This is a genomic window from Oceanipulchritudo coccoides (assembly GCF_010500615.1).
In the GTDB taxonomy this organism is placed as follows: domain Bacteria; phylum Verrucomicrobiota; class Verrucomicrobiia; order Opitutales; family Oceanipulchritudinaceae; genus Oceanipulchritudo; species Oceanipulchritudo coccoides.
The window spans coordinates 468927-494403 of the sequence record NZ_JAAGNX010000002.1; the positions used below are offsets into that span (position 1 = coordinate 468927).

Here is a 25477-nt window from a genome sequence, read left to right on the forward strand (position 1 = left end):
AGTTATGAACAAACGCATTCTCGTTACGGGTGGAGCTGGTTTCCTTGGCTCGCATTTAATCGACCGCTTGATTGAGCAAGGTCACGATGTTATCTGTCTGGATAACTTCTTCACGGGCGCGAAGGAAAATATCCGCCATTTGCTGGGAAATCCGAATTTCGAGCTAATGCGCTGGGATGTGACGGACCCGTTCAAGGTGGAGGTCGACCAAATCTACAATCTGGCCTGTCCAGCATCGCCGGTCCATTACCAGTTCAATGCCATCAAGACGGTGAAGACTTCCGTTATGGGGGCGATCAATTGCCTTGGCCTGGCCAAGCGGGTGCAGGCACGCGTCTTTCAGGCGAGCACCTCTGAAGTCTATGGTGATCCGGAAGTACATCCGCAGGTGGAATCCTATCGCGGTTCGGTCAACCCGATTGGAATCCGCGCTTGCTATGACGAGGGTAAGCGTGTCTCCGAGACACTTTTCTTTGATTACCACCGGCAAAACGGGGTGGATATCCGCGTAGTCCGGATCTTTAACACATATGGACCGCGGATGCATCCGGGTGACGGGCGTGTCGTTTCCAACTTCATTGTTCAAGCGTTGCGAGGGGATAACATTACGGTTTATGGGGATGGCTCGCAGACCCGCTCATTCTGTTATGTCGATGACCTCGTGGAGGGATTTCTCCGGATGATGAACTGCGAGGATTTCGTCGGTCCGGTTAATCTGGGTAATCCGGGTGAGTTCACCATTCTCCAGCTGGCCGAGGCCGTTATCCGCCTCACTGGATCGAAGTCGAAGATTATCAATGAGCCCCTTCCGCAGGATGATCCGCTGCAGCGCAAGCCGGACATCAGCCTTGCCCGGGAAAAACTCTCTTGGGAGCCCAAGGTCCCTCTTGAGGAAGGCCTCAAAAAGAGTATCCACTACTTTGACAAGCTCCTGAAAGAGTCCTGATCAGGATGGAGTCGTTCCTCCAGCGGGAAGTAAGCCTTGCGCCGCTGACTACCTGGAAAATTGGTGGTCCCGCTGAGTGGTATTGTGCGCCCGAGACAGAAGCCGTATTGTTGTGTGCCCTGGATTGGGCGAGGGAGAATTGCCATCCTGTTCAAGTCCTCGGAAGAGGCTCCAATGTCCTTGTACCCGATGAAGGAATCCGCGGCCTTGTAATCTGCCTGCGCAAACTGGAGAAAGATTGGTTTGAATTTAAAGATGACGGTGAGGGCAGGGGACTGCTCACCGTTTCAGCAGGGATGTCGCTGCCACGCTTGGCCAAGGTGGCTGCACAGCTCGGGTTTGGAGGCTACGAATTCTATATTGGCATTCCTGGTACGGTCGGTGGCGCGGTGGTCATGAATGCAGGCTTTGGGCCCGGGGATGAACGCCAGACGGCCAATCGCTGCCGGGAGATCAGAACGGTTTCACTGGATGGCCAGTCAAGCTGGCAAGCTTACTCGGAGGTTCAACCGGTCTATCGCCATACCCGCCTTGTGGACGGAAATGTCATCGCAACGGGGGCAAAATTTGCCCTTACCGAGCGATCAACAAAAGAAAAAATCCGCGCCGTGACAGCCGGGCATCTGGCCATGCGGCGTTCACGGCAACCCCTGACCCGCCCGACCTGTGGCTCGGTCTTCAAGGGAACGGATGAGGGTGTCCCGGCAGCTGTATTTATCGACCGTTGCGGATTGAAAGGCCTCAAGGTCGGTGGGGCCGTTGTTTCCTTCAAGCATGCCAATTGGATCGAGAACCTTGGCGGGGCCACTGCGAGCGACGTACGGCGATTGATTTCACACATTCAGGCAGTGGTTTTCAACAAGGAGGGGGTTCAATTGAAAACTGAAGTCTGCTTCCTTGGTTGACCCTGACGAGAGCACAAAAAAGAAGGCCATTGCTGGCCTTCTTTACAGATTTGGAAAACTCCGGAAAAGAGCTGAATCGTCGCAAACTCAATCTACTTATGCTTTGGAGTCTCCTGAAAGTGATCGGATGGGCCCTGAAAAGTGGTTCCCACCTCAAAAAGGGTAATCAGTACAACCCAGGTTCCCAGAAACACCAAGACGGCTTGGGACATGGGCAATCGCAAAACGGAGCACAGGCTTGCGGCGGCCAGGCTGGCCAGTCCGATCAAGATCAGGCAAAATAGTTTTTTGGAGAGTACGATCACTTGGGGTAGTAACTTTATCGAGGTGAGAGGTCCCTATTATCGGCCCCGAAACAGCGCGGGGTCAATATAATTTTACCGGCTTGCAGAAAGGCCTCTGGCCTGCGTATTAAATAGCTTCATGAGTGGCTGTATTTCGAGTCGAGGGGTGGAATTAGCGAAGCACGGATGAAGCATTCCTTTGCAGCGACAAACCCGTGCCACGTCTATGACATGGCCTTGGCGCTTTGGGAGAAAAAGGCCCTTGGGGCCTATTTCAGCGGATATCCCCGGTGGCGACTCAAACCGCCCCCGGCGTTCCCGATAAAGACCAAGGCCTTCCGAACGCTTGTCACATACGGCATGCAGCGTCTTCCCGAAGCACTGAGGATCAATGACGACTCCATGTTCCGCTGGCAGGACGCCGGCTTTGATCGAGCCGTGTCAAGGAGCCTCGCCGGGGAGGGTTTTATTCATGGCATTCCTGGCCAGTGCCTGGAGATATTCAAGCGGGCCCGGACGATAGGGATGCGGACCATCCTGAATCATGCCTCCGGCCCAGTGGAGCAGCAGCGGGCGATGATCGCCCCGGAGTACGAGCGGGTTGGATTGGATCTGGAAGCCTTGGTTCCGTTTCCGAAAGGATATGAAGAGCGGCTGCACGGTGAGCGGCAACTGGCGGACGTCCATTGTGTGGCTTCCACAGTTGTGCGGGATCAGTTGATTTCTGACGGTATTCCCGCGGAGCAAATCTGGGTGGTCCCATACGGGGCGGATGCCGCCCTTTTTGCCAAGCGGAGAACTGTGCCGAGCGGCCCGTTCCGGATCTGTTTTGCGGGACGCCAATCCCTCCGGAAAGGCATCCATTACTTGCTGAAAGCTCTTGAAAGTGTGGATTCCCAAGGTTGGGAGCTGCATTGCTTCGGTATGGAGTTCAAGGAGACTGCCCGGGATTTCTCGGAATTCAGCGGGGGAGCAAAGGTTTTGCAGCGGGGGTCGGTTCCCCAGAAAGAGCTGGCAGAATCCCTCCGTGAAATGGATGTGCTGGTCCTCCCTTCAGCGGAGGAAGCATTCGGATTGGTGGTTGTGCAGGCCCTCGAGATTGGCGTGCCTTGCATCGTCAGTGACCGTGTTGGGGCAAAGGATTTAATCCGGGATGGTGAATCTGGTAGTATCGTTCCTTTCGCAGACCACGAAGCCATCGCAAATTCACTCCTTGATTGGCAGGAGAAACGCTTAACGGTGGAAGATCATTTTCCTTGGTCGGCCTGTGCCGATAATTTGCTTTTGCAGGCCAGCCAATCTTTACCAAGCTGATTCAACAATGGAAGCATCAGATAAGGTTCATCCCACCGTAGCGGGTACCATCGCCATTATTGGCTCGTGCTTGATTTCCGTTTTCCTGAGCTTTCAGCCAGTTGAGCCCTCGCTTATGGCCCGAGGAGTGAGTTATTCCCTCCTGATCGGATTAATTGTCAGCTTCCTTCTGGATTGGCGACACGGCTTAAGAAATCTCATCCGGGTGGATGTTTTCGCGCTTCTTGCCTTCTATTTCCTGACCTACTTTGAGTTTTTGTTTCCCCAGTCGCGATTTGACTATCTTGTCGTTGGGAGCGATGTCGTGAAGGCGGTTCATTTGACTCTGGTGGGATTGGCGACATTTGCCATCGCCCGGCATATAGACGTGCTGCCAAAGCGCTGGCTGGGGTTTATCGGGGAGATTGAAATGCGGCGGGGCGATCTTCTGGCAATTTATTTTGGGGCCTTCATCCTGAGCAGTCTTCCCATGTGGCTGTCTGTCGAATTCAATCCCGTCAGGTGGTTTGACGAACTGATGAGTCCGCGTTTTGGCAGGGCCTGGGGGCGCGGAAAATTCGGTGATGTATCGGCGCTCCTGCACGAGCTCAAATTGCTTGGATACATCATGCCGCCGATTGCCGGAGTGATTTTCGCCAACCGGAAGGACTACAGCAAATTTGCCCTCTTTTTTGTCCTGATTACATTGCTGACACTTTGGTTTGTTGCTTTTTCCAGCGGTACCCGGAACATTCTCGCGATCCAGATGGCAGGTTTTCTTGGCGGTTTTCTGATTATCCAGAAGCGTTTAAAAATCATGCCGGTGGCCATTCTGGGATTGGTCATAGCCGTGACCTTTGTGTTTCTTGCGGAGATGATGCTGGAATTCCGGCAGGTGGGATTGAAGCGATATCTCGCCGAAGGCCGGGAATATGCAAGTTACTACGCCTTTCAGGATGAATATTACGGGGAAGATGCCGCGACCACGGATTCCGGATACTTCGTGGACTACAATCTATGGCGCATTGCGCAGATGGTGGCCGCTTTCCCGGAATTGTACGACTACATCGGCTGGAATTTGCCTTTTGTTGCCATTACAAAACCCATCCCGAGGGCCCTCTGGCCCGGCAAACCAACTGATCTCAAAGTCGGGCTCGAGGAAGTGATCGGGGCGAAAGGCTACACCATTGCCTGTACCTGGGTGGGGGAGGCCTATGTCGCCGGCGGCGTTATTTGGATTGTTGCCACGGGTATCCTGATTGGCATATTCTGTTGTTTCTGGAACCAGTTGGCCAACTTCATACACAGTCCTTTTCCTTTGGTGGTTTTTGCCAGTGGCTTTTATTCTATTCTCCTTTTGATGAGAAGCCTGCTGTTTTTCACAACGGCATTGTTGCCCTCAATTGCCCTGATCATAATGGGCGCATTTATCTACAAGCACAGGAGGCGGGAACACAATTGAACCGCCAATCCGTTGGTTCAAGGAGAAGGCAGGCATGAAAGAACATCCACGAGACGAAGTTTTCAATGTGCGGTTGCACCGTGCCAACGACAATTACCGGCCGGAGGAATTCAGGAAACGTGTCCTTTGGATGGCGGCCCGTCCTCTCCTGCGTTTTGTTCCGCGTTTTTTTTATGAATTCCGCAACCGGATTCTCCGCCTGTTTGGAGCGAAGATTGGCAAGTCGGTCCGTATATATCCTTCGGTGGATATCTTTTATCCATGGAATCTTGAAATTGGGGATGAAGTAACCATTGCAACCCATGTTCAACTCTACTCGCTTGGGAAAATTATTATCGGTGACGGAACCATGATCTCCTACGGGGCGCATTTTTGCGCCGGCACGCATGATTACTCAAAAATCAACCTGCCCCTGCTGAAACCGGAGATTCGCCTGGGGACCGGAATCTGGGTTTGTGCGGATGCATTCATCGGGCCGGGTGTAGCGATCGGTGACTACAGTATTGTGGGTGCGCGTTCCGTCGTCCTGAAGTCCTTTCCGGAATTTTCAATAATCGGGGGAAATCCTGCTCGCAAGGTGAAGGACCGCCCGCTTCCTGAAAAGGGTTCGTGCCCCGAACAAACATGAGTCGCCAACGGGTCTATTTTTTCAACAGGTTTTTCTGGCCGGACAACAGTGCCACGGCCCAGATACTGACGGATCTTTGCCGGGGATTGGACAAACGCGAATACGCGGTCACGGTTGTCACGAGCCGGTTGAATTACGGCGATCCGGCAGTCGCGTATCCGGGCCAAGAGGAGTTCCAGGGGATTGAGATTTCACGGCTCTGGTCAACGCGCTTTGGAAGATCCACACTACTGGGCCGACTATTGGATTATGCCACGATTTACCTTTCCTTCTTTGTTTTCACAATCAGCAGGCTCGGTGCGGAGGATATAGCGGTATTCAAGACAGACCCGCCCCTGTTAAGCATCCCGGGTGCGGTGGGGAAAACCGTCAAGGGATTCAGGATGGTTGCGTGGTGTCAGGATGTCTTTCCGGAAGTAGCGACTTCTGGAATACAATTACCGAAGGGGGCCGGATTGATCTTTAATGTCCTGGCCCGGATCAGGGACTGGAGCCTGCAGGTTGCCGATGCTGTTGTTGTCCTTGGGAAGGACATGACGGATTTTCTTTCCATGCGAGGCATTCCAAAAGAGAAACTGCAGGAAATTTCCAATTGGTCGGTTCAGGATGAGGAACCGTCGATCAATGAAGCAGCCTTGCGGGAAAAGTGGGGCATTCCAACGGGAACTTTTGTCGTTGGATACTCGGGCAACCTCGGACGGGCCCACGACTGGGAGACTTTGCTTGAAGCGGCAAGGTTGCTTAAACAGGAAAAAGACCTGCTCTTTCTTTGTTGTGGCGGTGGGCACGGTTATGAACAGCTGAAAATCGCCGTGGAGGAGGAACAACTACAGGAGCTATTTGGTTTTCTTCCCTACCAACCACTTGAGCTGTTGGGCGCAACGCTCCGGGTGCCGGACATACATTGGCTTACCTTGAAGGAAAGTCTCACGCCTTTTATCTTTCCGAGTAAGTTCTTTGGGATATTGCAGGCAGGTCGACCCCTGATTTTTATTGGATCCACTGCAGGGGAAATTGCCGGCTTGATCCGCTCAAACAAAATTGGTCACGCATTATCCGAAGGCCAAGGCACCGCCTTAGCCGAAGTCATCCGGTCAGCGAAAGCAGATCAGGAGAAATCCGCCAAAGCAGGTAAGCTGGCTCGAGTCCTCTGGGAAGAGAAATACCAGAAATCCCTCGAGATAGAGAAATGGAAACAAGTGCTTGTCCGGCTTGGGACGCCGGGTAGGGGGGGTAAGAATGACTGAAGCGCGCACGTTAATTATCTGGGATCGAATCGGCGATTATCACCGTGCCCGCGTTCGAGCATTTGAGGAACTTGTGGGAAAGGAGACTGTTTTCACGGCCGATCTAGGAAGTACGGACAAGCTATATGGGTGGAAAGCCTCCAGTGAGAGCGAGAGGCATTTCGTCCTATCTGAAAAGCCTGTTGATGAGCGTGATATCAGGGGACGGGCAAGGGCATTCAGGAGCATCATCAAAGACAAAAGTATCACGCAGATAGCAGTTGCTGGCTATGCGCACCCTGAATACTTCATCTTTCTGATTCTTGCCAGGATGGCAGGGTGCCGGATCGTCATGTTTGCCGAGTCATGGTATGGGAGTCAGGCGCTCAAGAATTTTTTCAAGGGTTTGTTCCTCAAGATACTTGCCGACGTGTTTTTTGTCTCAGGGGAGCGGTCTCGTCAGCATTTCATAAAACAACTGGGCATCCCGGCCAGAAGGATCCTCTGCAAATACAGTGTAGTGGACAACCAGCATTTTTCCCGAAAGGGATCTCACTCCCGGGAACCTGTCATCCTCTGCGTTGCCCGTTTCAGCCCTGAGAAGAATCTTTCCTGCCTCATAGAAGCGTTTCAGAAGTCTCGTTTGGCAGAAGGGTACAAGCTCAGGATCATTGGCGGCGGCCCAGACAGAAAACTACTGGAAGCAATCGTGGACGAGCGGAGGCGGGTAGAGCTGCTGGACTGGGTCGAATACGCGGACCTTCCAGACCAGTACGGGCAGGCCCGCTTCTTCATCCTGCCCAGCATTTTTGAACCATGGGGTCTCGTCATAAACGAAGCGATGGCTGGAGGGTTGCCGATTATCGCCAGCGACGCCTGTGGTTGTGTCCCCGACCTTGTGACAAGGTCGAATGGTTTTGTCTTTCCAGCAGACGACAAAGAGGAGCTGACCAGATTGCTGGACCAGATTGCAGAACTCAAGGAGAGTGACTGGGAGAAATTAAGCACAGCCTCCACGAATATTATCTCCGGCTATCGTTGTGAGGATTGGGCGGAACAGTTAAGAAAGGGATTCTTGAAAGATGCGGATAATTAACCTCGTTGACCGGCTCGACCGAGTTAATTTCGGAATTTGGAATGCTTCCATCGCTACCGCGGGAGTTTTGAAGGAGAAATTTAATGTTTCCTCTGAAATCTGGTTTCCAGAGGCAACCCGGGAAGCGGAAGACTCCGAACTAAATGGCGCTCTTCCTCGCGGATTGGCCCGTCTGGACAAGGCTCAAATGGAAAGCACCGCAAGTCTGGCCGGACTGGATCCCGCAACCGATATCATCGTGAGTCATGGGTGCTGGCAATATCCGACCCGGTGGGGGAGGCTGTTAAAACAAAAGGGATTTGCCTGGCTGGCAGTGCCCCATGGAATGCTTGAGCAATGGAGCGTGTCCCAAAAGCGTCTCCGGAAGTGGATTTACTTTCATAGCATTGAGAAACCTTCCTTGAAGCAAGCTGACAAAATCCGTGCAGTTGGGCGCCCTGAGTTGGACAGCCTGAAGACAGTTTTCAAAAGTAATCTTGTCTGGCTGCCGAACGGCGTCCCACCAAGTGATGAGAATGCTGATACGGCTGATAAACCTCTTCACCGGACAGTACTGTTTATGGCCCGCTTGCACCACAAGAAGGGTGTTCTTCCCATGCTGGAGGGCTGGAAAGCCAGCCAACTCTGCAATCGTGAGGGTTACAGCCTGAAAATCGCGGGCCCGGATGATGGTGAGCTTCAGAAGCTTGAGCAATTCCTCAAGGTGAATGACAGCGTGAGTAATGTGGAGTACCTTGGACCGGTTTATGGAGACAAAAAGGAGGCCCTTCTCCGTGAAAGTCATTTCTACCTGTTACCTTCCTACAGCGAAGGCTTCCCCACAAGTGTCCTGGAAGCCATGCTCAACGGGCTCGTTCCGGTTATTACCAGTGGTTGTAATTTCCCCGATGTATTTGAAAAAGCACTCGGCATTAGGATTGAGCCCAGCATGGAAAGTGTGAGGGAAGCCATGGACCAGGTCCTTTCGATGGATTTGGCCGCGTACACAGAGCTTTCTGCCAAATCCCGTGACTACATTGAAGAGAATTACACCTATGATATTCTCGCCACCAAGCAGTTTGATTTTTACAAGCGTCTTCTAAAGCGGCATCAGCTGTAAAATCCATGTTTATATTTTCCATGTCAGTGATCAAAAAGCCATGTCCCTTGACCCGATGAACCGATTTGAGTGGTCTATAAGAGCCTTTGCAGGCAGCAGCCAGTTCGCGGTTTATTCGCGGCTGAAAGAATAATGAAGTCAAACTCCCTTGAGGACATCCAGAGCGATTGGTTTTTCGCAAATGCGCGAATTCGACCAAGGGCGGCAGCGTGTCCCCAGCATCAATTCAAACAGGAAGCCCTTAGTACTATTATAACAATATAACATCATGAAGCGAATATTGGTAACTGGATCATCAGGATTAATTGGTTCCGAAGTCTGCATTTACTTTGCGGAGCGCGGGTGGGAAATACATGGCGTGGACAATAACCAACGCGCGGTCTTTTTCGGGCCGCAGGGGGATACACGCTGGAACCAGCAGAGATTGACGGAATCCCTTAAAAAACAGTTTGTCCATCATGAGGTCGATATTCGTGACCGGCTGAGTATCCTGGACCTTCTGGAGGAAGTGAAGCCGGATGCTGTTGTGCATACGGCGGCACAACCCAGCCATGATCGGGCGGCGGCCATTCCCTTCTCGGATTTCGATACAAACGCGGTGGGAACGGTCAATCTTCTCGAAGCTACCCGTCGGGCCTGTCCGGAAGCACCGTTCGCACACATGTCGACCAACAAGGTATATGGTGACCGACCCAACACAATTGCCTTGAAGGAACTGGAGACACGCTGGGATTACGATGATGATCACTTTGCCCACGGAATTTCGGAGGAGTTCCCCATCGACCAGTCAAAGCACTCACTGTTCGGGGCCTCTAAAGTGGCGGCAGATGTAATGGTCCAGGAATATGGACGCTACTTCAATCTCCCGACTTGCGCCCTTCGCGGAGGATGCCTTACGGGCCCCAACCACTCGGGTGTCGAGCTGCACGGATTCCTGAGTTTCCTTGCCAAGTGCAATCTGGAGGAACGGGAATTCAAGATTTTCGGATACAAGGGCAAGCAGGTCCGGGATAACATTCACAGTCATGATGTCGCCCGCTTCATCCATGCTTTCATTGAAGCACCACGTTGTGGAGAGGTCTACAATATCGGGGGAGGGAAGGATAACACCTGCTCAATTCTTGAAGCATTCAAGCTGGTTGAAAAGTATTCCGGTAAGGCAATGATTTCCTCCTATGTGGAGACCAACCGGATAGGGGATCACATTTGCTACTACTCTGACTTGAGGAAAATGCGGGAGCATTACCCAAAGTGGGATATTTCGATCAGTTTGGAGGAGACCATTCGGCAAATCGTGGAAAGCTGGCAGTCCCGCAACTCCGGATAGGATTATCCTGCCGCACTTGAGCTAATTCATCCTGGATGAAAAGAGACCTCGCCCTTGACTCCTTAAAGGTTCTTCTGGCCGTCTTCGTGGTGGGAATTCACTCCTATTTCCTAAACGGGTCAGGCACCCTCTGGGGCGATCTTCTGGGGAATGGGCTTTTTCGCGTAGCGGTACCGGTGTTCTTTATCATAAATGGATATTTCTTTTCGCGCGTACTTGCTGGTGAATCCCTTATGCCATGGTTTAAGAAAGTTTTCTTTCTCTACATGGCTTGGATGGTGGTATTTCTCCCATTCTATATTCCCGGCAGTCTCACAGTATCATCCTTTGCACGTTTTCTGAAGACATTGGCTCTGGGCTATCATCATATCTGGTATCTTTCTGCCTTCATCCTGTCGGGAATTGTTATCTACTTACTCAGGAACCGATCATCCCGCTTCCTGGTCATTTCCGCTGGAATTCTATTCAGTGTTGGGGTGTTTCTTCAATATGTGCGCGCCTACATTTCCTTTCCTCAGTCGGCGATTAACAACCTGCTTGATGTGGAGTGGATAAGCCGAAACTTTCTGTTTATGGCATACCCTTTCATGGTTACCGGGATCCTGATACGCCGCCATTCCATCCAGAAAAGGCTTTCCCCGGGGCTTGTTTGGTCACTTTTGGGTATCGGGCTCACTCTTGTCTTTCTTGAAGCAGGGATGAATTATGCTTTTCTCAAGGAAACAAGACATTCCTTCGATTGTCTCCTGGCTCTTGGGCTGGCTGCCCCCGCCTTGTTTCTTGCGATTACCACATTGCCATGGACCCACTCCTCGAAGAGACTTTCCGATCTATCAATGGTCATTTACTTCGTGCATCCCCTTTTTATCAGCTTGCTTGTTGATGGATGGGGAATCGCCAACAACGGGATCAATATAACAGGATGGACCTTGTTCCTGTCCGTGCTCATAGTTCCTGTCCACGATGGGGTCCGACAGCTTCTTAGCCGGACATTCCAACCTCTAATTGCCACAGGATGAAAGTCTTAATTGCTGAGGAAGCCCTTCAAACGGGAACTGGCCATTGGCCGGGCTACATCGGAGGCATCGCATCCGGCCTGCGCTCAGCTGGAAATAGTGTAGACATTTTGGTTCACAAAAACTGTGTTCCGGATCTCTATGCTGCGCTCGATGGCACGCCGGTATTCAGTCGGAATTGCTGGTTGGATCCGGCAAGCCAAGGGGGGCTTGGCGGGTTGCGACACAATTTTATCTTTCGCAGGGAACTCAAGTCATGGATTTGCTCAAGAAGCGAACGCTACGACCTTGTTTGTGCCCTGACCATGAGGTTGCAGCATTTGCTCGCCTTTGCCCTAATGAGTCGTGCACGGGATATTCCCCGGGAAACACACTTCCTTCTGCTTTTTGTGCAGGGCTTCGGTCGCTATGATGCGACGATCGGAAAAAGTGTTTTTCCGCGCAACAGGTCCACTCTCCTGGCCCGATTATGTTTTCGCCTGATGTCCAAGGCAGTACGCTCGGGAAGGATCGTACTGGCTGCTGAGACAAAAGGCATGCAGGATGAGTTGGAACGCTTTACGGGTCTCCCAGTAGCTTTATTTCCACATCCGGTCCCTCCCCCAGTATTGTCTGATAAAGCTGTAGTGGAAAAGAAACAGATTACGCTGACCTGTCCCGGGTTTGCGAGGCACGAGAAAGGAACGGACCTGTTGCAGGACGCCATCCTCGAACTTCTAAGCGACGACAAGTTGAACCATGTTCGCTTTATTCTGCAATGGCCCAATCCATTTGAAATGCCGGACGGCAGTCTCATGCAACCGAGGGAGGTCTTGACCAAGCATCCACAGGTCGAGTTTAAAAACGAAAACCTCAATTTGGAAGAATATGAATCTCTGCTTCAGGAAAGTGATATTATATTGCTTCCCTACCGGCGGGAGTCGTACCATAACCGCGTGTCACGCGTTGCAATTGAAGGAGCAGGACGAGGAAAACCCTTGGTTTACATGTCGGGTACATGGGCCGCGGAAGTGGCTGAAATTTCAAAAGCGGGTGTACCGATTCGAGCCGAAAGCGGCAAGGCCCTCGCTGAAGCAATCCGACAGGCTGTATCAGAATTCAATTCCCTGAAAGTGGAGGCAGAAACACACGCTGAAGAGTTGATCAAGTACCACTCCACGGAGCGGTTTCATCAATTGATGCAGGAGGCAACCGTATCATGAAGAGCCGTGTACTGGCAGGAGCGCTTTGCGCTTACATCCACAATGAATGGATTAATTCCGTTCCCTCGAGAAAGTTGCGGGGATTCTATCTTCGTCAGTGGCTGGGAAAGATGGGCCGAGGGAGCAGTGTCCAGATGCGGTGTCGATTTCTGAATGGCCGCAAGGTCCTCCTGGGTGAGCGGAATGTCATCAACTTCGGTTGCCTCTTTGACGGAAGAAAGTTCGAGATCCGGACAGGATCGGACGTCAGTATTGGTCCGGAAGCCAGTATTCTTACCCTTGGCCATGACCCCCAATCAAAGTCCTTTGCCGATAAGGGGGGCTCCGTGATTATCGGAGATCATGTATGGATTGGTTACCGGGCGCTCATTCTTCCCGGGGTTTCCATCGGGGATGGAGCGGTTGTCGCTGCAGGATCTGTCGTGAGTCGCGACGTGGATCCTTACACTATTGTTGCGGGAACACCGGCAAAGGTGATTGGGACCCGTGAACGCGAACTTGATTACAGGCTCTCATTTGCCCCATGGTTAACCTGATGTTGAACGAACTTTTATGAAAATCCTAATTACAGGCATCTGCGGGTTTGTCGGATCCACTCTGGCCAAGGCCATTCATGCAGCCCATCCCGACTGGGAGATTGTGGGGATTGATAATTTCTCCCGGTCTGGATCCTGGAGAAACCGGGATGCCCTGGAAGATGAATCAGGAGTCCGGTTTTTCACCGGCGATATTCGTTCCCAGACGGACCTGGAAATGTTGCCAGCCTGCGACTGGGTAATTGATGCGGCTGCCAATCCAAGCGTGCTCGCTGGTGTAGATGGTAAAACAAGCTCGCGCCAACTGGTGGAGTACAATCTCTACGGAACCGTAAATCTCCTTGAATATTGCAAGCAGCATCAGGCGGGATTCATTCTTTTATCAACCAGTCGGGTTTATTCCATCCCGGAACTTTCCGGATTGAGGATGGAGGTGGAGAATTTACCGAAAGCGGATGGTAAAGAATTACGGAATCGTTATATTCCAGATTCAGGGCAACACTTTCCCGCAGGAATTTCAGTCAATGGGGTTTCCGAGAAGTACAGTATCGATCCACCTGTTTCCCTGTATGGAAGCACCAAGGTAGCAAGCGAGCATCTGGCCCTTGAGTATGGCGCGACCTTCGACTTTCCCGTCTGGATTAATCGTTGTGGGGTTCTCTCTGGCGCCGGACAGTTTGGGCATCCTGCCCAGGGAATATTTGCTTTTTGGATACATTCCTTCCGCGAAGGAAAACCTCTCAAGTACATTGGCTTTGATGGCATGGGCCGGCAGGTGCGGGATTGTCTGCATCCGCGCGACATCTTGCCCTTGCTTGAGAAGCAATTCTCCTCAGGGGACATGCCGGAAACAACGGACCGTGTCATCAACCTTGCCGGAGGACTGGCAAACAGCATGTCCCTTGCAGAGCTGACGCACTGGTGTCAGGCGCGCTTTCCCGGTTCCCAAACCGGCACGCCCGCCTCCTCGCCGGAAGTGCGTCGGTTCGACCTTCCCTGGGTTGTCCTTGATTGCCAAAAGGCCTCCGAATTATGGGAGTGGCAACCGCAAACCCCGATTGGGGAAGTCCTTGAAGAGATTGCCTCATTCGCGGAAAAGGAGAACGATTGGCTCAATGTTGCCAAGTAATCTCCAGTTTTTGCACGAGCCAACAAAAGCAATTTAATGCATACTTTCTGGTCAAAAATCAGCCGGGTCTTCCTGATCGCGGCACCATACGGCAAGAAGAAGCTATTCATCATGTTCCTGGTGGCCCTTCTACAGGGACTTCTTCAGGTTGTCGGTGTCACTTCCATCTTTCCCTTCCTTGCCCTGGCGGCTAACCCAACCTTGTTTATGGAGTCCGGCCTTGGCCAAAGCGTCCTCGGGATCCTGCCAGAGATAACCGAGCAGCAATTACTGGTTCTTTCCGGGGTTTTTGCGGTAATGATGCTGGGAATCGCAAACGGGATGTTGCTCTTCGGTGAAGTCTTCAGGGCACGCTATGTCCAGGGGCTTGGCCATTGGTTGCGTGTGAGATTGCTGACCAGGATGGTGAACAATCCTTATAATTACTTTCTCAGCCGCAATACTGGTGAGTTAATCAAGAAAGCATCGGGAGATGTGATGAATTTCATTGCGGGTATTCTTGCCCCGCTAATGGATCTGGTTGCCCGTTTAATTACGGTCGGGCTGCTGATCGGGACACTTCTGATTATAAGTCCCCGCTTAACCCTCATCGCCGGTGCTGCCCTTGGCTTGTATTACCTGAGCGTTTACAAGCTCCTGGGGGCTCTGCGCAGACGCACATCAGATGGCTTGAAGATTGCCAACCGTGGTGCGATGAAGGAGGCATTGCAATGTCTCTCCGGCATCAAGCCGATCAAGGTACATGGTGTGGAAGAACATTTCATCAACCGATATAGTCTTCACACTGCGATGCTTGCCCGTCTTTCCAAGTGGATGCCGGTTGTTTCCAACGGACCCCGCTACCTGATAGAGCCCTTGGCCTTTGGCGGTATTGTGATCGTTGTCCTGTATTATATTATCTCCGGAGGTGAACTGGACAAAGTGCTTCCAATCCTTGGTGTAATGGCCCTGGCGGGATACCGACTGCTCCCCAATATGCAATTGATCTATGGGGCTTTCAGTGGGATTTCCCTCTCAAGTCATGCCCTCGAAGAAATCCATGAGGAGCTGACTTCAACTTCTGATCCTTCCTATCAAATGCCGGCACGATTCAGGGGCGGCCAAGGCATCAAGGCGATCGAATGGAATGAACAAATTGAGTTGCGGGGGATTTCTTTTTCGTACGCAGAGGCAAAGCGACCTGTCCTGAGCGGCCTGAACCTGATTATCCCGAAGAACCAGTTCTTTGCCTTCATCGGTGAGACTGGATCCGGCAAGTCTACCTTGATCGATTTGATTCTCGGGCTCCATTGGCCGAGTGAAGGGAGTCTGCTCATTGACGGGAAACCTCTTGAGGAGAGTGAAAAACGAGCTTGGCGAGCTGGAATAGGATATGTGCCGCAGGATATCTTCCTGATGGATGATACAATCGCAGCGAATATCGCATTCGGCATAAGTCCAAAGGAAATTGATTACGACCGGGTTCGCGAAGTTGCTGAGGCGGCCCAGATTCGCGGGTTTATTGAGGCAGAACTCCCCGCTGGATTCGATACGAGAACAGGCGAACGGGGGGTGCGCCTCTCTGGTGGCCAGCGCCAGCGCATTGGTCTGGCCCGCGCCTTGTACCATCGGCCATCCTTACTCATCCTTGATGAAGCAACGAGTGCCCTTGATAACCAGACGGAAGCTGCCCTGATGTCCGCCATTGAGGGCTTACAGGGCAAACTCAGTTTACTTGTCATCGCACACCGATTAACAACTGTCCAACGGGCCGATCAAGTGGTTCTGCTCAAGGATGGAGGTATTGGCGCCCAAGGCACTTATGACGAAGTCGTTTCTCTCCTCCCTGGAAATGAGACAACAGAATAGCAGCTTTCCGGAATTATTAGCACATGGCGCAATTCAGAGTTAACCTGGTTATTATAGGTGTTGGTAAAGCTGGTACGACCAGCCTTGCAAAATGGCTGAGCGATTTGGATGAGTGTTGTTTCAGCGAGCCAAAGGAAACGATGTTTTTTGGCAGTGACCGGCTCTTTGAAAAGGGAATTGATTGGTATCAAAACACTTTTTTCCCGCACTATGCCGGTGAATCGTTAGTGGCCGAAGCCACACCAGCTTATTCAATCCGGGCACAATGTGGTGCCGCGGCGGAAAGAATCCACGAGCACAATCCCCAATCAAAAATTATCTACATGGTCAGGGATCCCCTGGCGCGATGTGTGTCGGCCTGGAAAATGTGGGCCTCCCTTGAGCCGACTCAGTCTGACTTTGGAAATCACCTCATCACGACATCGAAGAAAGGGTTCAACAACTGGTTGCGGGATCCGGTGGTTTACAAGCATATGGTCTTGACCAGTTCTTACCGTTACCAACTGGAGGCCTGGCAACTTTTTCCCAAGGAACAGCAACATGTGATATTCCTTGAGGATTTAAAAGAGCGAAAAACGGATACATTGAACAAGGTGAGTAATTTTCTAGAGTTGGCTCCCGGCACCCTGGAAGAAGCCAGTCGCATTAATTACAACACAGGAGAAAACCGATCCCAGAAAACCCCATTCCGCCGACGGCTTGAAGAAAGCTCTCTCTGGAATTCGGTCAAGGGGCTCGTTCCGGGAGGATTAAAGGCAGCAGTCGCTGAATCCAATATCGGGAGCAAACCCATCAAATTTGGAAATGATGATTGGGAGACGAACCTCAGGGCTAAATTCCTTCAGGATATCTCCGAGGATAACATTGCATTTTTAAAGGACTTTGGAAAGCCAGCTGAATTCTGGACAAGGACGTGACGCAAGCAAAAGTATGAAAGAAAAACATTTAGTATTGTGGTCTCCGGGAATTGAGAATCATGAAGGAAGGCCTAGTGCAAATCTGGGCGACCTGATTATCGAGGAAGCTGTTCTTCGGGAAATCAATGAACTCTTCCCGGGTTGGAAATTGAGCAAGGTTTCAACCCACCTGCGTTTTGGCCCGCAACAACGACATTTGGTTCGATCCGCAGACCGGATTGTTATTGGCGGCTCCAATTTGCTCAGCTCCTACATGGATGGATATTTTCAATGGGACCTGACCATGCAGAATGCCTTTGCCGCTCGAGGAGCAGTCCTGATGGGGGCAGGCTGGTGGAGAGACCAGGGTGAACCCAACCGCTACACCAAGATCCTGTTAAACCTTGTCCTTTCGAGAAAACTCAAACATTCCGTCCGCGACGGACAGGCGAAGAAGCTTCTTGGGTTAACCAAGATTCGTAACGTTTTGAATACGGGATGTCCGACAATGTGGCCACTCGCGACAATGGATACGGCCGCAATTCGTACTCGCCCGGCAAAGAAGGTTCTTTGCATGCTGACAGACTACTATCCGGATCCTGAACTGGATCAGGCCTTGCTCAGCCTCTTGGAATCCCAATACGAAACGGTCTATTTCTGGCCACAAGGATTTGGTGACTACTTGTATATTCAGGATCTGGACTTTGGGGGCGTTGTCCTGGACCGAAGTCTGGATGCTCTGGATGCTGTTCTGGCAGATGAACCCGAACTGGACTATGTCGGGACAAGGCTACATGGCGGGGTGCGTTGCTTGATTAACGGCAAGCGCTGCCTGACCCTTGAAGTGGATAACCGGGCCCGGGAAATTGGCAAGGAGACACACCTTCCAACTGTTGAACGGGATAATCTGGATGCCATCAAAAAATGGACAGAAGGTTCTGAACCAGTCCGCTTGAATTTAAGAACGAAAGATATTGCGGCTTGGAAATCGCAGTTTTCCAGCTGAATTGAAATCCTCTTCACCTCCGAAAAAAAATGCCTCGACCTTCGGCAATCCATCATTTTTGCACGTATCCCGCCCGGGGTGGGGCGGGGATTGCGGCAGACCGACTTGTGAGAGGACTGCTGCGTGCCGGAGTGGATACAAAGCTCGTTGGTTTTAGTCCTGAGGTAGAGGCGGATCACATTCTTGGGGTCACTTATAAGGGGGATGTTTTTTCCAATTTACGGCGGCGATTGAGAAACTATCAGCTTAAGCGTTCTGGAAAAGGATACGAGGGAATATCATCTTCGGGAGCGGTCTTTTTCAGCGACCGAAGTCCGAACGGGTTGGCAATGAGCGAAATGTTCAATTCCACAAGCCTGCTCCACTTTCACTGGGTGTGTGACTTGATTGATTATCTGGACTCGATGAAACGGGTGCCCGAGGACCTCCCCCTGGTCTGGACGCTTCATGACATGGGCGCCTTCACGGGTGGGTGTTCCTACAGTCTGGGATGCGAACGCTTTGAGGAGAGTTGCGGGGAATGTCCTCAATTGTCAGCAGCTTCCGCAAGACACGAAACGTTTTTAAGCCATGGCCGAAAGGCACAGGCTGTACACGGCATCAAGGAGCAACTCACACTAGTATGTCCTAGCGAGTGGATGGCCAAAATGGCCAGTAGGAGTTCCATTTTTGAAGGTGTTCGCTGTGAAGTAATTCGCAATGGTTTCGATCTGGAAACATTCAGTCCAAACAAACGAGATCAAGGTCGCCAGATGATTGCCTGTGATCCGAATGAGATTGTCATTCTGTTTGTCGCTGCCTCTTTTGAGAATCCTCTCAAGGGGATGAAGACGCTTATCGAATCCTTGCGGCATATCGACAATCCATCGATTAGGATTTGTTATCTGGGAGACAAGGGTGAAGGCCAATTCCCGGAGGAATGGCAATGGTTGGGAAAAATCCACGACGAGGAGAAGCTAGCCAATCTATATGCGGGATCAGACTTTCTGATCGTTCCATCCGAGGCGGACAATTATCCGAATGTGATATGCGAAGCGCTTGCCTGCGGAGTGCCCGTTATCGCATCTGAGATAGGAGGAATTCCTGAATTGGTTGTAGAGGCGAAGACGGGATACCTGTTTGAAAAAGGCAACTCCAGCGCTCTTCTGGACCGGATAACCCGGATGGCCGAGGGCCTTCCTCGAGAACGTGAGAAGTGGAGTCTATCCTGTCGCAGTTTTGCCGAAGAAACATTTGAAATTGAAAAAATCACGCAGAGGCATATCGACCTCTACAACGAACTTGGGTGGTACAGCCCCGATGCTTGAGTTTTGAGGTTTTACCGAATGAATCGCCCACGCGTATTAATTGTCACGACGAATCCTCCTCTAAAGGAGATGGGAGGTAGCCTCCTGTTTTACCGACAGTTCATCGAGAGGGCTGACTATGATGTTGCTGTGATGACCGACCGGTTGGATTCACAACTGGATTCTGTCCCTTGGTTTCAAGTCAAACATCCCCGTTGGCTGGCGCGGATTTTAAGGACGCGTTTTTCGCTTTTTGGACATGACTTCATTCACCTCTTTGCAGGAAAATTTGCCTCAAGAGAATCACTACAATTCGCCAGAAAATTTAATCCCGACGTCATTATCACAGGCGCGGAAACGTGGATGAGCGACCTCGCGATTACACTTGGCAAAAAACTCGATGTTCCAGTCGCGGGCCACTTCATGGATTGGCCGACCTACGCTTCACTTGGTCATGACTGCGTGAAACGGAAATTTACTACTTTGTTCAAGCGCCGGTATCATCGGTGTCACCTTGCATTTGGAATCTGCCCCGAGATGTTGGAAGCGTTGGGACCGCATCCCAATGCCCATGTATACTATCCCTCCGGAAACTGGACCGGGCAGGATAGCAGGGCGTCGCAAGTCAGTAATGATGGTCGCTTCGTTGTCATGTTTGCCGGGAATCTAGGTCAGTGGTACGGACACGCCATCATTCAGCTGTTGGACGCTCTTGAAGGGCATGAGAAGATACAATTGAAGGTCGCTGGAAAAAACGCCCCATGGTCCGAGGAACGGGGTGAGGAGCTGAGGGCGTCTGGCCATTTTCTCGGGTTTCTTGACCATGAAGCCTGTGCGGATGCATTGGGAGAGGCGGATGCCCTTCTCGTCATAATGGGGTTTGATGAAGACAGCAGGATGATTGAAAGCACAAGTTTCAAGTCCAAGATGGTTGATTACCTGGTGCAGCAAAAGCCGTTGATCATCTGGGGACCAGAGTATTGCACTGCGGTCAAGCACGCCCGCCGTGAAGGGTTTGCCGAGGTTGTCACGAATCCTGATCCAACTGCGGTTGTCAGGGTGGCCGAGGAGTTACAGGTTAGTTCAGAAAAAAGACAGTCCCTGATTCGGAACGGTGAACGGTTTTTCAAGGAAAATCTGGATGCTGGAATTGTCTTTGGGCGGGCACTGGCGGAAACGATCAAGACGATCGAGGCCTACAGGAAAGCCCACTAGTTAATGGATGCCAATTTTACCAATTCATGAAGTACTTGTTTTTTGATCTTCCGGTTCATCGGGCCATCTTGAACCCCGAAGAAAAGCCAATCCAGCAGATCCTTCGTGAGGCAGGTGGCAATACGGGGAATCTACTATTCCGTTACGCTATTCGTTCACAGATCGGGGATGAGCTGGTGGACACCCACTGGAAGGAGGGGGTAGCCTTGGCGCAGACCGGGAAATTTGATGGAGTGGTGCTGGCAGGAGCCAACTGGTTGAACACATCCCAGCCATTTGGCAACGAGAAGCGTGCCCGGGCCCTTCGCGAACTGGGACTTCCCGTCATCTGTATAGGATTGGGATGCCAGCATTATTTCACTACACATGAGAAGTTGGAATTTCCAAAGGAGACATTGGATTTTCTTGATGCTCTCCGCGAACTGGAGGCCTGTGTCCTTGTCCGGGATGAAATGACCCTGATCCAATGCCGGCACTACGGTTTAAAAGATGTGCACCTGACTGGTTGTCCTTCCAATTTCATCAACTCCAGCGATGACTTTGCTGACAAGTTGATCTCCAAGACTGAACGTTCGCATTATGATAAGGTCATTTTGAACTCAGGGCACTTTGCGGGGCCAACCCTTGAGCTTGACCGGAAGTTGCTCCCGTTGACCAAGCACCGCCCGGGATCTTACCTCGTCCAGGCAAACCACAACGGGGCCATTGCCATGGCGCTGGACAAATCAGGCGAATACTCAGGCAAAGACATTCGTCACATGAGAAAGTCTTTCAAGCTGGGTGGCGGATTCTTTGGTCGAAAGGAAGCATTTGAGGAATGGAGGTCGCTCCTAGGGGTCTATCTTGATGTGGAGGCATGGCTTAAGGATGCGAGTTCGTGGGACTTCGCAATCGGGTCAAGAATCCATGGAACAATGGCTCCCGTACAGGCCGGAACTCCCGCTGTGCTTGTTGCTACAGATTCAAGGACAGAGGGGTTGGCGTCCTTGATGGGCGTTCCTTACATTAAGATTGAAGACGCTTTGAAGCTGGAAAACCCGGTTAGTGTGAAGGACTTGATTAATCTCTCTCAATTAGATTGGATGTCCTATGTGGAAAAGCGCAAGAAACTGGCCAGAGAGTACGCCTCCCATTTGAATCGCTTCGGGTTGACGCTGACTCCCAGTTTGGAGCGAATTATTTCCTGAAGCTTAATTTCTAACCTTACAGGCATACGTGAAGAATTTGATCAATTGGCTCAGGGTAAAATACCGGGGCTTTGCCTTGCTCTCTTGTCTGGATTCACCCCGGCCGGATATTCTGCGCGGGTTCCAGCGCTGGATGTGGCTGTATCGACACAGGCGCTCGGGCCGAATCATAGATCCTTCTACTGAGGTTAGAAAAAATGTGCCTGGATTGAATGAGCTGGGCGAGGTCCTGGTAATCGAAAAAGGCGTTGCGATAGACAAAGGCTGTATTCTCTGGGTGGATGAATCCGAGGGAAGCCAGGGATCAATCCTGATTAGAAATAATTCCTATATCGGGCCTTATGCTTTTCTAGGCTCTTGTCACAAGCTGGTGATTGGCAGTAATTCAATGATTGGTGCCCATTCCTACTTGATCACGGCCAATCACAGGACTGATAAAGGCGGAGACACATATGACCAGCAGGGTTACAGCGGAGCCAGTATCGAATTGGGAAGTAATGTCTGGTTGGGCTGTCATGTAGTTGTTTTGCCCGGTGTCAAAATCGGGGACGGCGCGATCATTGGTGCAGGTGCAGTTGTGACGAAGGACGTGCCTGCCGGCGAAACTTGGGGTGGGGTACCTGCAACCAGAATCAAGGGTGCCGAATGAGAATTGCCATCATTTCAACCATGCGGGGTTACTCGTGGGCCGGGACGGAAGAAGTCTGGTACCATTTCGCGAAACTGGCGATGGAAGAGGGCCATGAAATCATGCTTGGCGCAGACGAGAAAGTGGTGGCCTCGGATCAGGTGAAGGAGCTTGTCAAACTTGGATTGAAAACTGCCTCCAGAAGACTCTTCAAACCGATGCGGCTGTTTCTCCTCAAGCAGCGCATCCGTCCAGACATGGCTCCAGTCGAGGCGTTTTCCCCGGATGTTATCCTGGTTAACGCGGGGTCTCCCCTAGACCATGTTTTCTCACCCTACATATGGGATTTCTGCAGGGAGCTGAATGCGCCCAAAGTATTTTTCTGCCATTTCAATTCTGACCGATTGAGGATTCCGGACCGCGCGGCATTGAAGGAAACCTTCCTGGAAATGAGCGGGATGGTATTTGTAAGCAAAGATAACAAGCGGGTACTCGAAAGACAATTAGCGACCCTGTTTCCTTCAGCACAGGTTATTGTAAACGGTCCACGGTTAAAGATGGATAAGCCTCTTGCCTGGCCCGACAGTCCTATCCGTTTTGCGCAGGTGGCCCGTCTGGAAACAGAATGGAAAGGGCACGATATCCTTCTGGAAACACTTGCAGGAGATATCTGGAGGGAGCGAAATTGGGAACTGACAATTTTCGGGACCGGGCCGGATGAGCAATATATCCGGGAACTTGTGACAATGTACGAGCTTTCCAAAAAGGTTAAGTTTGGAGGATACGTCCGCGACATGAGAGAGGTCTACGGTTCGCATCACCTGCTGCTCCTTCCATCGCGTGGAGAGGGAACACCATTAGCCGCGCTGGAAGCGATGATGTGCGGGCGCCCTGTGGTTGCAACCGATGTCGGAGGCAACAGTGAAATAATTGATGAGGGAATTTCAGGCTTCATTGCTGATGCGCCAACCGCCAGTTCATTCGGGAAAGCGCTTGATCGGGCATGGGGTTTGCAGAATGACTGGCAATTACTTGGTGCTCGCGCACATGAACGAGCCCTACAGTTGGAAGCAGCGGATCCGCCGCGAAAATTGCTCGATTATCTAGTCACAATTCGATGAGGGATCGTGTCGCCTATATTGATAATTTAAGGATTATGGTCAATTTCCTGATCGTCCTCAACCACTCATTCTGGAACAAGTCGCTGGAAACCACCCTTAGCACAAGCGAATTGGAACTGGTTGAATTGTTACGGTTCTTCTCAATGAATCTGGGCCCAATCCGAGTACCCTTTTTTTTTCTCATAGCTGGTTTGTTCTCGGCAACGTATCTGGGCAAGCGTGGAATAGCCGGTTTTTCCAAGACCAGGTTCGAACGGATCCTGATTCCTCTGATAATTGCCCTCTGCTCTTATGTTTACCTTGTTCTTGTGATAAGCAGGTTTGGTGATCTTTCCCGGGTTTTGAATGTTGAGGACTATTCGAATTATATAGTCAGCGGCTTTGGCGGCTTGGGGTATGTCTGGTTTTTATATGTGCTGATCATTTACAGTGGTGTTCTACTTGGGTTTTACTGGATTGCCCAAAAGGTTGCATTTTTAAAATCAGGCCTCCGAAAAGCCTCTGATTTGTTTTGTTACAGCAAGTATACTTTTCTTGGAGCACTGCTTTTCATTGAGACCTGTAAATTTGTCTTTCTACACACTGTTCCGGATGAACTTTATGAGAACGTTCCCTTCCTTCCACTTAAGTACCTGGTTCACAACATTACATATTTTTCAGTAGGTGCATTGGCAGGTCTTTCCTTTAAACGGTTTCAAAATAATATCCGCTTCAACCTATACGAAACAATTGTGTTTATCCTGATCTACGCCCTAACCGGGTATACGGGCTATGCATACGGGTTGCAGCCCGTAATTCAATTGTACTCTGTAATTTCGAATGCACTGCCGCTAGTTCTCATGCTGTCCATTTTTAATGTATACTTGAACAAGAGGGTGACCCGGTTGAATTTTGTCACAAACTCGACCTATACAATATATTTGATTCATTTTCCGGTAATCAGCCTTCTCACATACCTGCTAATTCAATTGCAGATTACAGCGCTCACCGTATATTTCACTGTCATCCTGCTCAGCTATCCACTGTCCCTCGTAACAGCGCTGATAATCCGGCGATTTAAGCTAACCGCTTTTCTGTTTGGCGCCAAACCTCTCTATTCCTTCCGGAGGAGCATTGCATGAGTGCCAGTGAGATCAGTGTCATTATCCCGGCCTTTAATCGTGAAGGATTAATTGGTCCGACGCTGGAAAGTTTACTGAATCAAACTATCCCGGCGGTAGAAATCCTCGTCGTTGACGATGGGTCCACAGATCAAACCGCCCAGGTTGCGGCCAGTTTTGGACCAAGCGTGCGAGTCATCCATCAGGAAAACCAAGGCCCCTCTGCGGCACGCAATAACGGGCTTCGCCAAAGTCGCGGAGAATTCATACACTTCTTTGATAGTGATGATATTGCGGTACCAAACAAACATGAAGTCCAGCTCAAGGCGTTAGAGGCCGGTGGTGCCGACATTGCTTACGGGCCGTGGATCAAGGGCGCGTTTTCTGGAAAAACATTTATTCCTTCAAACGGCGTACTCCAGCAGAGAGGCCTGCCTGCCGGAGATCTCGTCAAGTCATTGCTCTGCGACTGGTCGATCGTGCCTCATGCCTGTTTGTTCAGGAGAGATATTGTTGAGCGCTCAGGAGGATTCCCGGATGACCTCTTTGTCGGTGAAGATCAGTTCATGTTTCTTCGCTGTCTATTGGCGGGAGCCAAGGTAGTCCATTCCCCGGATACGCTCGAATTGTATCGGGCGGATAATACAGACAAGATCACTGAATCGGGTGGAGGGTTAATAAAGCGTTTGGTTGAGTGGGCTCGGTTTCTTATAAAGGCAAATCATCTCTGCAGGAAAAACAGATACATTCCGACAGATTGGTTCCTTTTTCAAAAACGTGCTTACAACGTATTCTCTGAGTTGAAGGAACTGGATTTCCAGGGCAAACAGGAATTGCTATCCAACTTGTCCGCTTTGTTTGTTCCACGGAAAAAGTTTTTCTATAATGTGAGCGGATTTGTGAACCAGAAACGGCAGGGATTGGAAATGCGCCTGACGGGCAATCGCGGTTCACGCGATTTCAGGGTCGGATCCCTGACAGAAACACAAATTACAGAAATCCAGCAAGCCGGATACAACATCCCCGGTTGAACAAGAACAC

The 25477-nt window shown here is 51.0% G+C and carries 23 protein-coding genes; all 23 read left to right on the forward strand.

The annotated features are described in order from the left end of the window. Positions 1 to 4 precede the first annotated feature (4 nt). The 23 genes from G0Q06_RS07585 to G0Q06_RS07695 all read left to right on the forward strand — a co-directional run bounded on the left by G0Q06_RS07585 (position 5) and on the right by G0Q06_RS07695 (position 25467). Positions 5 to 946, forward strand: a complete 942-nt coding sequence (locus tag G0Q06_RS07585; RefSeq protein ID WP_163964074.1) for a UDP-glucuronic acid decarboxylase family protein — start codon at positions 5 to 7, stop codon at positions 944 to 946. A gap of 5 nt (positions 947 to 951) precedes the next feature. Beyond that, positions 952 to 1851, forward strand: coding sequence for a UDP-N-acetylmuramate dehydrogenase (gene murB / locus G0Q06_RS07590; protein WP_163964076.1), 900 nt, complete (start codon positions 952 to 954; stop codon positions 1849 to 1851). Positions 1852 to 2321: 470 nt separating this feature from the next. Beyond that, positions 2322 to 3449, forward strand: coding sequence for a glycosyltransferase family 4 protein (locus G0Q06_RS07595; RefSeq protein WP_163964078.1), 1128 nt, complete (start codon positions 2322 to 2324; stop codon positions 3447 to 3449). A gap of 7 nt (positions 3450 to 3456) precedes the next feature. Next, the gene (locus G0Q06_RS07600) at positions 3457 to 4890 is read left to right on the forward strand and encodes an oligosaccharide repeat unit polymerase (protein ID WP_163964080.1); all 1434 of its coding nucleotides are present in this window, start codon (positions 3457 to 3459) and stop codon (positions 4888 to 4890) included. Positions 4891 to 4924: 34 nt separating this feature from the next. After that, positions 4925 to 5518, forward strand: a complete 594-nt coding sequence (locus tag G0Q06_RS07605) for an LbetaH domain-containing protein (RefSeq protein ID WP_163964081.1) — start codon at positions 4925 to 4927, stop codon at positions 5516 to 5518. Further along, entirely contained in the window at positions 5515 to 6765 is a 1251-nt protein-coding gene (locus G0Q06_RS07610; protein WP_163964083.1) for a glycosyltransferase family 4 protein, read from the forward strand. The genes G0Q06_RS07605 and G0Q06_RS07610 overlap by 4 nt, the downstream gene beginning before the upstream one ends. 73 nt (positions 6766 to 6838) lie before the next feature. Next, entirely contained in the window at positions 6839 to 7840 is a 1002-nt protein-coding gene (locus G0Q06_RS07615; protein WP_163964085.1) for a glycosyltransferase, read from the forward strand. After that, positions 7827 to 8939 (forward strand): glycosyltransferase, encoded by a 1113-nt coding sequence (locus G0Q06_RS07620; protein WP_163964087.1) that lies wholly within the window; start codon positions 7827 to 7829, stop codon positions 8937 to 8939. The genes G0Q06_RS07615 and G0Q06_RS07620 overlap by 14 nt, the downstream gene beginning before the upstream one ends. 268 nt (positions 8940 to 9207) lie before the next feature. Continuing rightward, the gene (locus G0Q06_RS07625) at positions 9208 to 10266 is read left to right on the forward strand and encodes an NAD-dependent epimerase/dehydratase family protein (RefSeq protein WP_163964089.1); all 1059 of its coding nucleotides are present in this window, start codon (positions 9208 to 9210) and stop codon (positions 10264 to 10266) included. Between the two features lie 35 nt (positions 10267 to 10301). After that, positions 10302 to 11285, forward strand: a complete 984-nt coding sequence (locus tag G0Q06_RS07630; protein ID WP_163964090.1) for an acyltransferase family protein — start codon at positions 10302 to 10304, stop codon at positions 11283 to 11285. After that, positions 11282 to 12484, forward strand: coding sequence for a glycosyltransferase (locus tag G0Q06_RS07635; protein WP_163964092.1), 1203 nt, complete (start codon positions 11282 to 11284; stop codon positions 12482 to 12484). Before G0Q06_RS07630 ends, G0Q06_RS07635 begins: the two co-directional genes overlap by 4 nt. Beyond that, on the forward strand, positions 12481 to 13020 hold the full coding sequence (locus tag G0Q06_RS14785) for an acyltransferase (RefSeq protein WP_163964093.1): 540 nt from the start codon (positions 12481 to 12483) through the stop codon (positions 13018 to 13020). The genes G0Q06_RS07635 and G0Q06_RS14785 overlap by 4 nt, the downstream gene beginning before the upstream one ends. Positions 13021 to 13036: 16 nt before the next feature. Beyond that, positions 13037 to 14149 (forward strand): NAD-dependent epimerase/dehydratase family protein, encoded by a 1113-nt coding sequence (locus tag G0Q06_RS07645; protein WP_163964095.1) that lies wholly within the window; start codon positions 13037 to 13039, stop codon positions 14147 to 14149. Between the two features lie 36 nt (positions 14150 to 14185). Continuing rightward, complete coding sequence (locus G0Q06_RS07650) at positions 14186 to 15997, forward strand: ABC transporter ATP-binding protein (RefSeq protein WP_163964097.1); 1812 nt, start codon at positions 14186 to 14188, stop codon at positions 15995 to 15997. Between the two features lie 23 nt (positions 15998 to 16020). Beyond that, the gene (locus G0Q06_RS07655; protein ID WP_163964099.1) at positions 16021 to 16914 is read left to right on the forward strand and encodes a sulfotransferase family protein; all 894 of its coding nucleotides are present in this window, start codon (positions 16021 to 16023) and stop codon (positions 16912 to 16914) included. Between the two features lie 13 nt (positions 16915 to 16927). Further along, complete coding sequence (locus G0Q06_RS07660) at positions 16928 to 17899, forward strand: polysaccharide pyruvyl transferase family protein (protein ID WP_163964101.1); 972 nt, start codon at positions 16928 to 16930, stop codon at positions 17897 to 17899. 329 nt (positions 17900 to 18228) lie between these two features. Then, the gene (locus G0Q06_RS07665) at positions 18229 to 19206 is read left to right on the forward strand and encodes a glycosyltransferase (RefSeq protein WP_338045117.1); all 978 of its coding nucleotides are present in this window, start codon (positions 18229 to 18231) and stop codon (positions 19204 to 19206) included. Between the two features lie 18 nt (positions 19207 to 19224). Further along, the gene (locus tag G0Q06_RS07670; protein WP_163964104.1) at positions 19225 to 20400 is read left to right on the forward strand and encodes a glycosyltransferase family protein; all 1176 of its coding nucleotides are present in this window, start codon (positions 19225 to 19227) and stop codon (positions 20398 to 20400) included. 26 nt (positions 20401 to 20426) lie between these two features. Next, entirely contained in the window at positions 20427 to 21587 is a 1161-nt protein-coding gene (locus G0Q06_RS07675; RefSeq protein WP_163964106.1) for a polysaccharide pyruvyl transferase family protein, read from the forward strand. Positions 21588 to 21615: 28 nt separating this feature from the next. Continuing rightward, complete coding sequence (locus G0Q06_RS14625) at positions 21616 to 22236, forward strand: acyltransferase (RefSeq protein WP_338045118.1); 621 nt, start codon at positions 21616 to 21618, stop codon at positions 22234 to 22236. Beyond that, positions 22233 to 23336, forward strand: a complete 1104-nt coding sequence (locus G0Q06_RS07685; RefSeq protein ID WP_163964108.1) for a glycosyltransferase family 4 protein — start codon at positions 22233 to 22235, stop codon at positions 23334 to 23336. The genes G0Q06_RS14625 and G0Q06_RS07685 overlap by 4 nt, the downstream gene beginning before the upstream one ends. Next, the gene (locus G0Q06_RS07690; RefSeq protein ID WP_163964110.1) at positions 23333 to 24457 is read left to right on the forward strand and encodes an acyltransferase family protein; all 1125 of its coding nucleotides are present in this window, start codon (positions 23333 to 23335) and stop codon (positions 24455 to 24457) included. Before G0Q06_RS07685 ends, G0Q06_RS07690 begins: the two co-directional genes overlap by 4 nt. After that, positions 24454 to 25467: a glycosyltransferase family 2 protein gene (locus tag G0Q06_RS07695; protein ID WP_163964112.1), complete on the forward strand. Its 1014-nt coding sequence runs from the start codon at positions 24454 to 24456 to the stop codon at positions 25465 to 25467. The genes G0Q06_RS07690 and G0Q06_RS07695 overlap by 4 nt, the downstream gene beginning before the upstream one ends. Positions 25468 to 25477: the final 10 nt, after the last annotated feature.

Excerpts from the sequence above, each read along its gene's own strand:
- G0Q06_RS07625 (WP_163964089.1), top strand. The coding sequence starts at position 9,208 with ATGAAGCGAATATTGGTAACTGGATCATCAGGATTAATTGGTTCCGAA.
- murB (WP_163964076.1), top strand. The coding sequence starts at position 952 with ATGGAGTCGTTCCTCCAGCGGGAAGTAAGCCTTGCGCCGCTGACTACC.
- G0Q06_RS07685 (WP_163964108.1), top strand. The coding sequence starts at position 22,233 with ATGAGAATTGCCATCATTTCAACCATGCGGGGTTACTCGTGGGCCGGG.
- G0Q06_RS07670 (WP_163964104.1), top strand. The coding sequence starts at position 19,225 with ATGAATCGCCCACGCGTATTAATTGTCACGACGAATCCTCCTCTAAAG.
- G0Q06_RS07630 (WP_163964090.1), top strand. The coding sequence starts at position 10,302 with ATGAAAAGAGACCTCGCCCTTGACTCCTTAAAGGTTCTTCTGGCCGTC.
- G0Q06_RS07690 (WP_163964110.1), top strand. The coding sequence starts at position 23,333 with ATGAGGGATCGTGTCGCCTATATTGATAATTTAAGGATTATGGTCAAT.
- G0Q06_RS07620 (WP_163964087.1), top strand. The coding sequence starts at position 7,827 with ATGCGGATAATTAACCTCGTTGACCGGCTCGACCGAGTTAATTTCGGA.
- G0Q06_RS07595 (WP_163964078.1), top strand. The coding sequence starts at position 2,322 with ATGAAGCATTCCTTTGCAGCGACAAACCCGTGCCACGTCTATGACATG.
- G0Q06_RS07665 (WP_338045117.1), top strand. The coding sequence starts at position 18,229 with ATGAGCGAAATGTTCAATTCCACAAGCCTGCTCCACTTTCACTGGGTG.
- G0Q06_RS07675 (WP_163964106.1), top strand. The coding sequence starts at position 20,427 with ATGAAGTACTTGTTTTTTGATCTTCCGGTTCATCGGGCCATCTTGAAC.
- G0Q06_RS07585 (WP_163964074.1), top strand. The coding sequence starts at position 5 with ATGAACAAACGCATTCTCGTTACGGGTGGAGCTGGTTTCCTTGGCTCG.
- G0Q06_RS14785 (WP_163964093.1), top strand. The coding sequence starts at position 12,481 with ATGAAGAGCCGTGTACTGGCAGGAGCGCTTTGCGCTTACATCCACAAT.
- G0Q06_RS07635 (WP_163964092.1), top strand. The coding sequence starts at position 11,282 with ATGAAAGTCTTAATTGCTGAGGAAGCCCTTCAAACGGGAACTGGCCAT.
- G0Q06_RS07645 (WP_163964095.1), top strand. The coding sequence starts at position 13,037 with ATGAAAATCCTAATTACAGGCATCTGCGGGTTTGTCGGATCCACTCTG.
- G0Q06_RS07655 (WP_163964099.1), top strand. The coding sequence starts at position 16,021 with ATGGCGCAATTCAGAGTTAACCTGGTTATTATAGGTGTTGGTAAAGCT.
- G0Q06_RS07600 (WP_163964080.1), top strand. The coding sequence starts at position 3,457 with ATGGAAGCATCAGATAAGGTTCATCCCACCGTAGCGGGTACCATCGCC.
- G0Q06_RS07660 (WP_163964101.1), top strand. The coding sequence starts at position 16,928 with ATGAAAGAAAAACATTTAGTATTGTGGTCTCCGGGAATTGAGAATCAT.
- G0Q06_RS07650 (WP_163964097.1), top strand. The coding sequence starts at position 14,186 with ATGCATACTTTCTGGTCAAAAATCAGCCGGGTCTTCCTGATCGCGGCA.
- G0Q06_RS07695 (WP_163964112.1), top strand. The coding sequence starts at position 24,454 with ATGAGTGCCAGTGAGATCAGTGTCATTATCCCGGCCTTTAATCGTGAA.
- G0Q06_RS07610 (WP_163964083.1), top strand. The coding sequence starts at position 5,515 with ATGAGTCGCCAACGGGTCTATTTTTTCAACAGGTTTTTCTGGCCGGAC.
- G0Q06_RS07605 (WP_163964081.1), top strand. The coding sequence starts at position 4,925 with ATGAAAGAACATCCACGAGACGAAGTTTTCAATGTGCGGTTGCACCGT.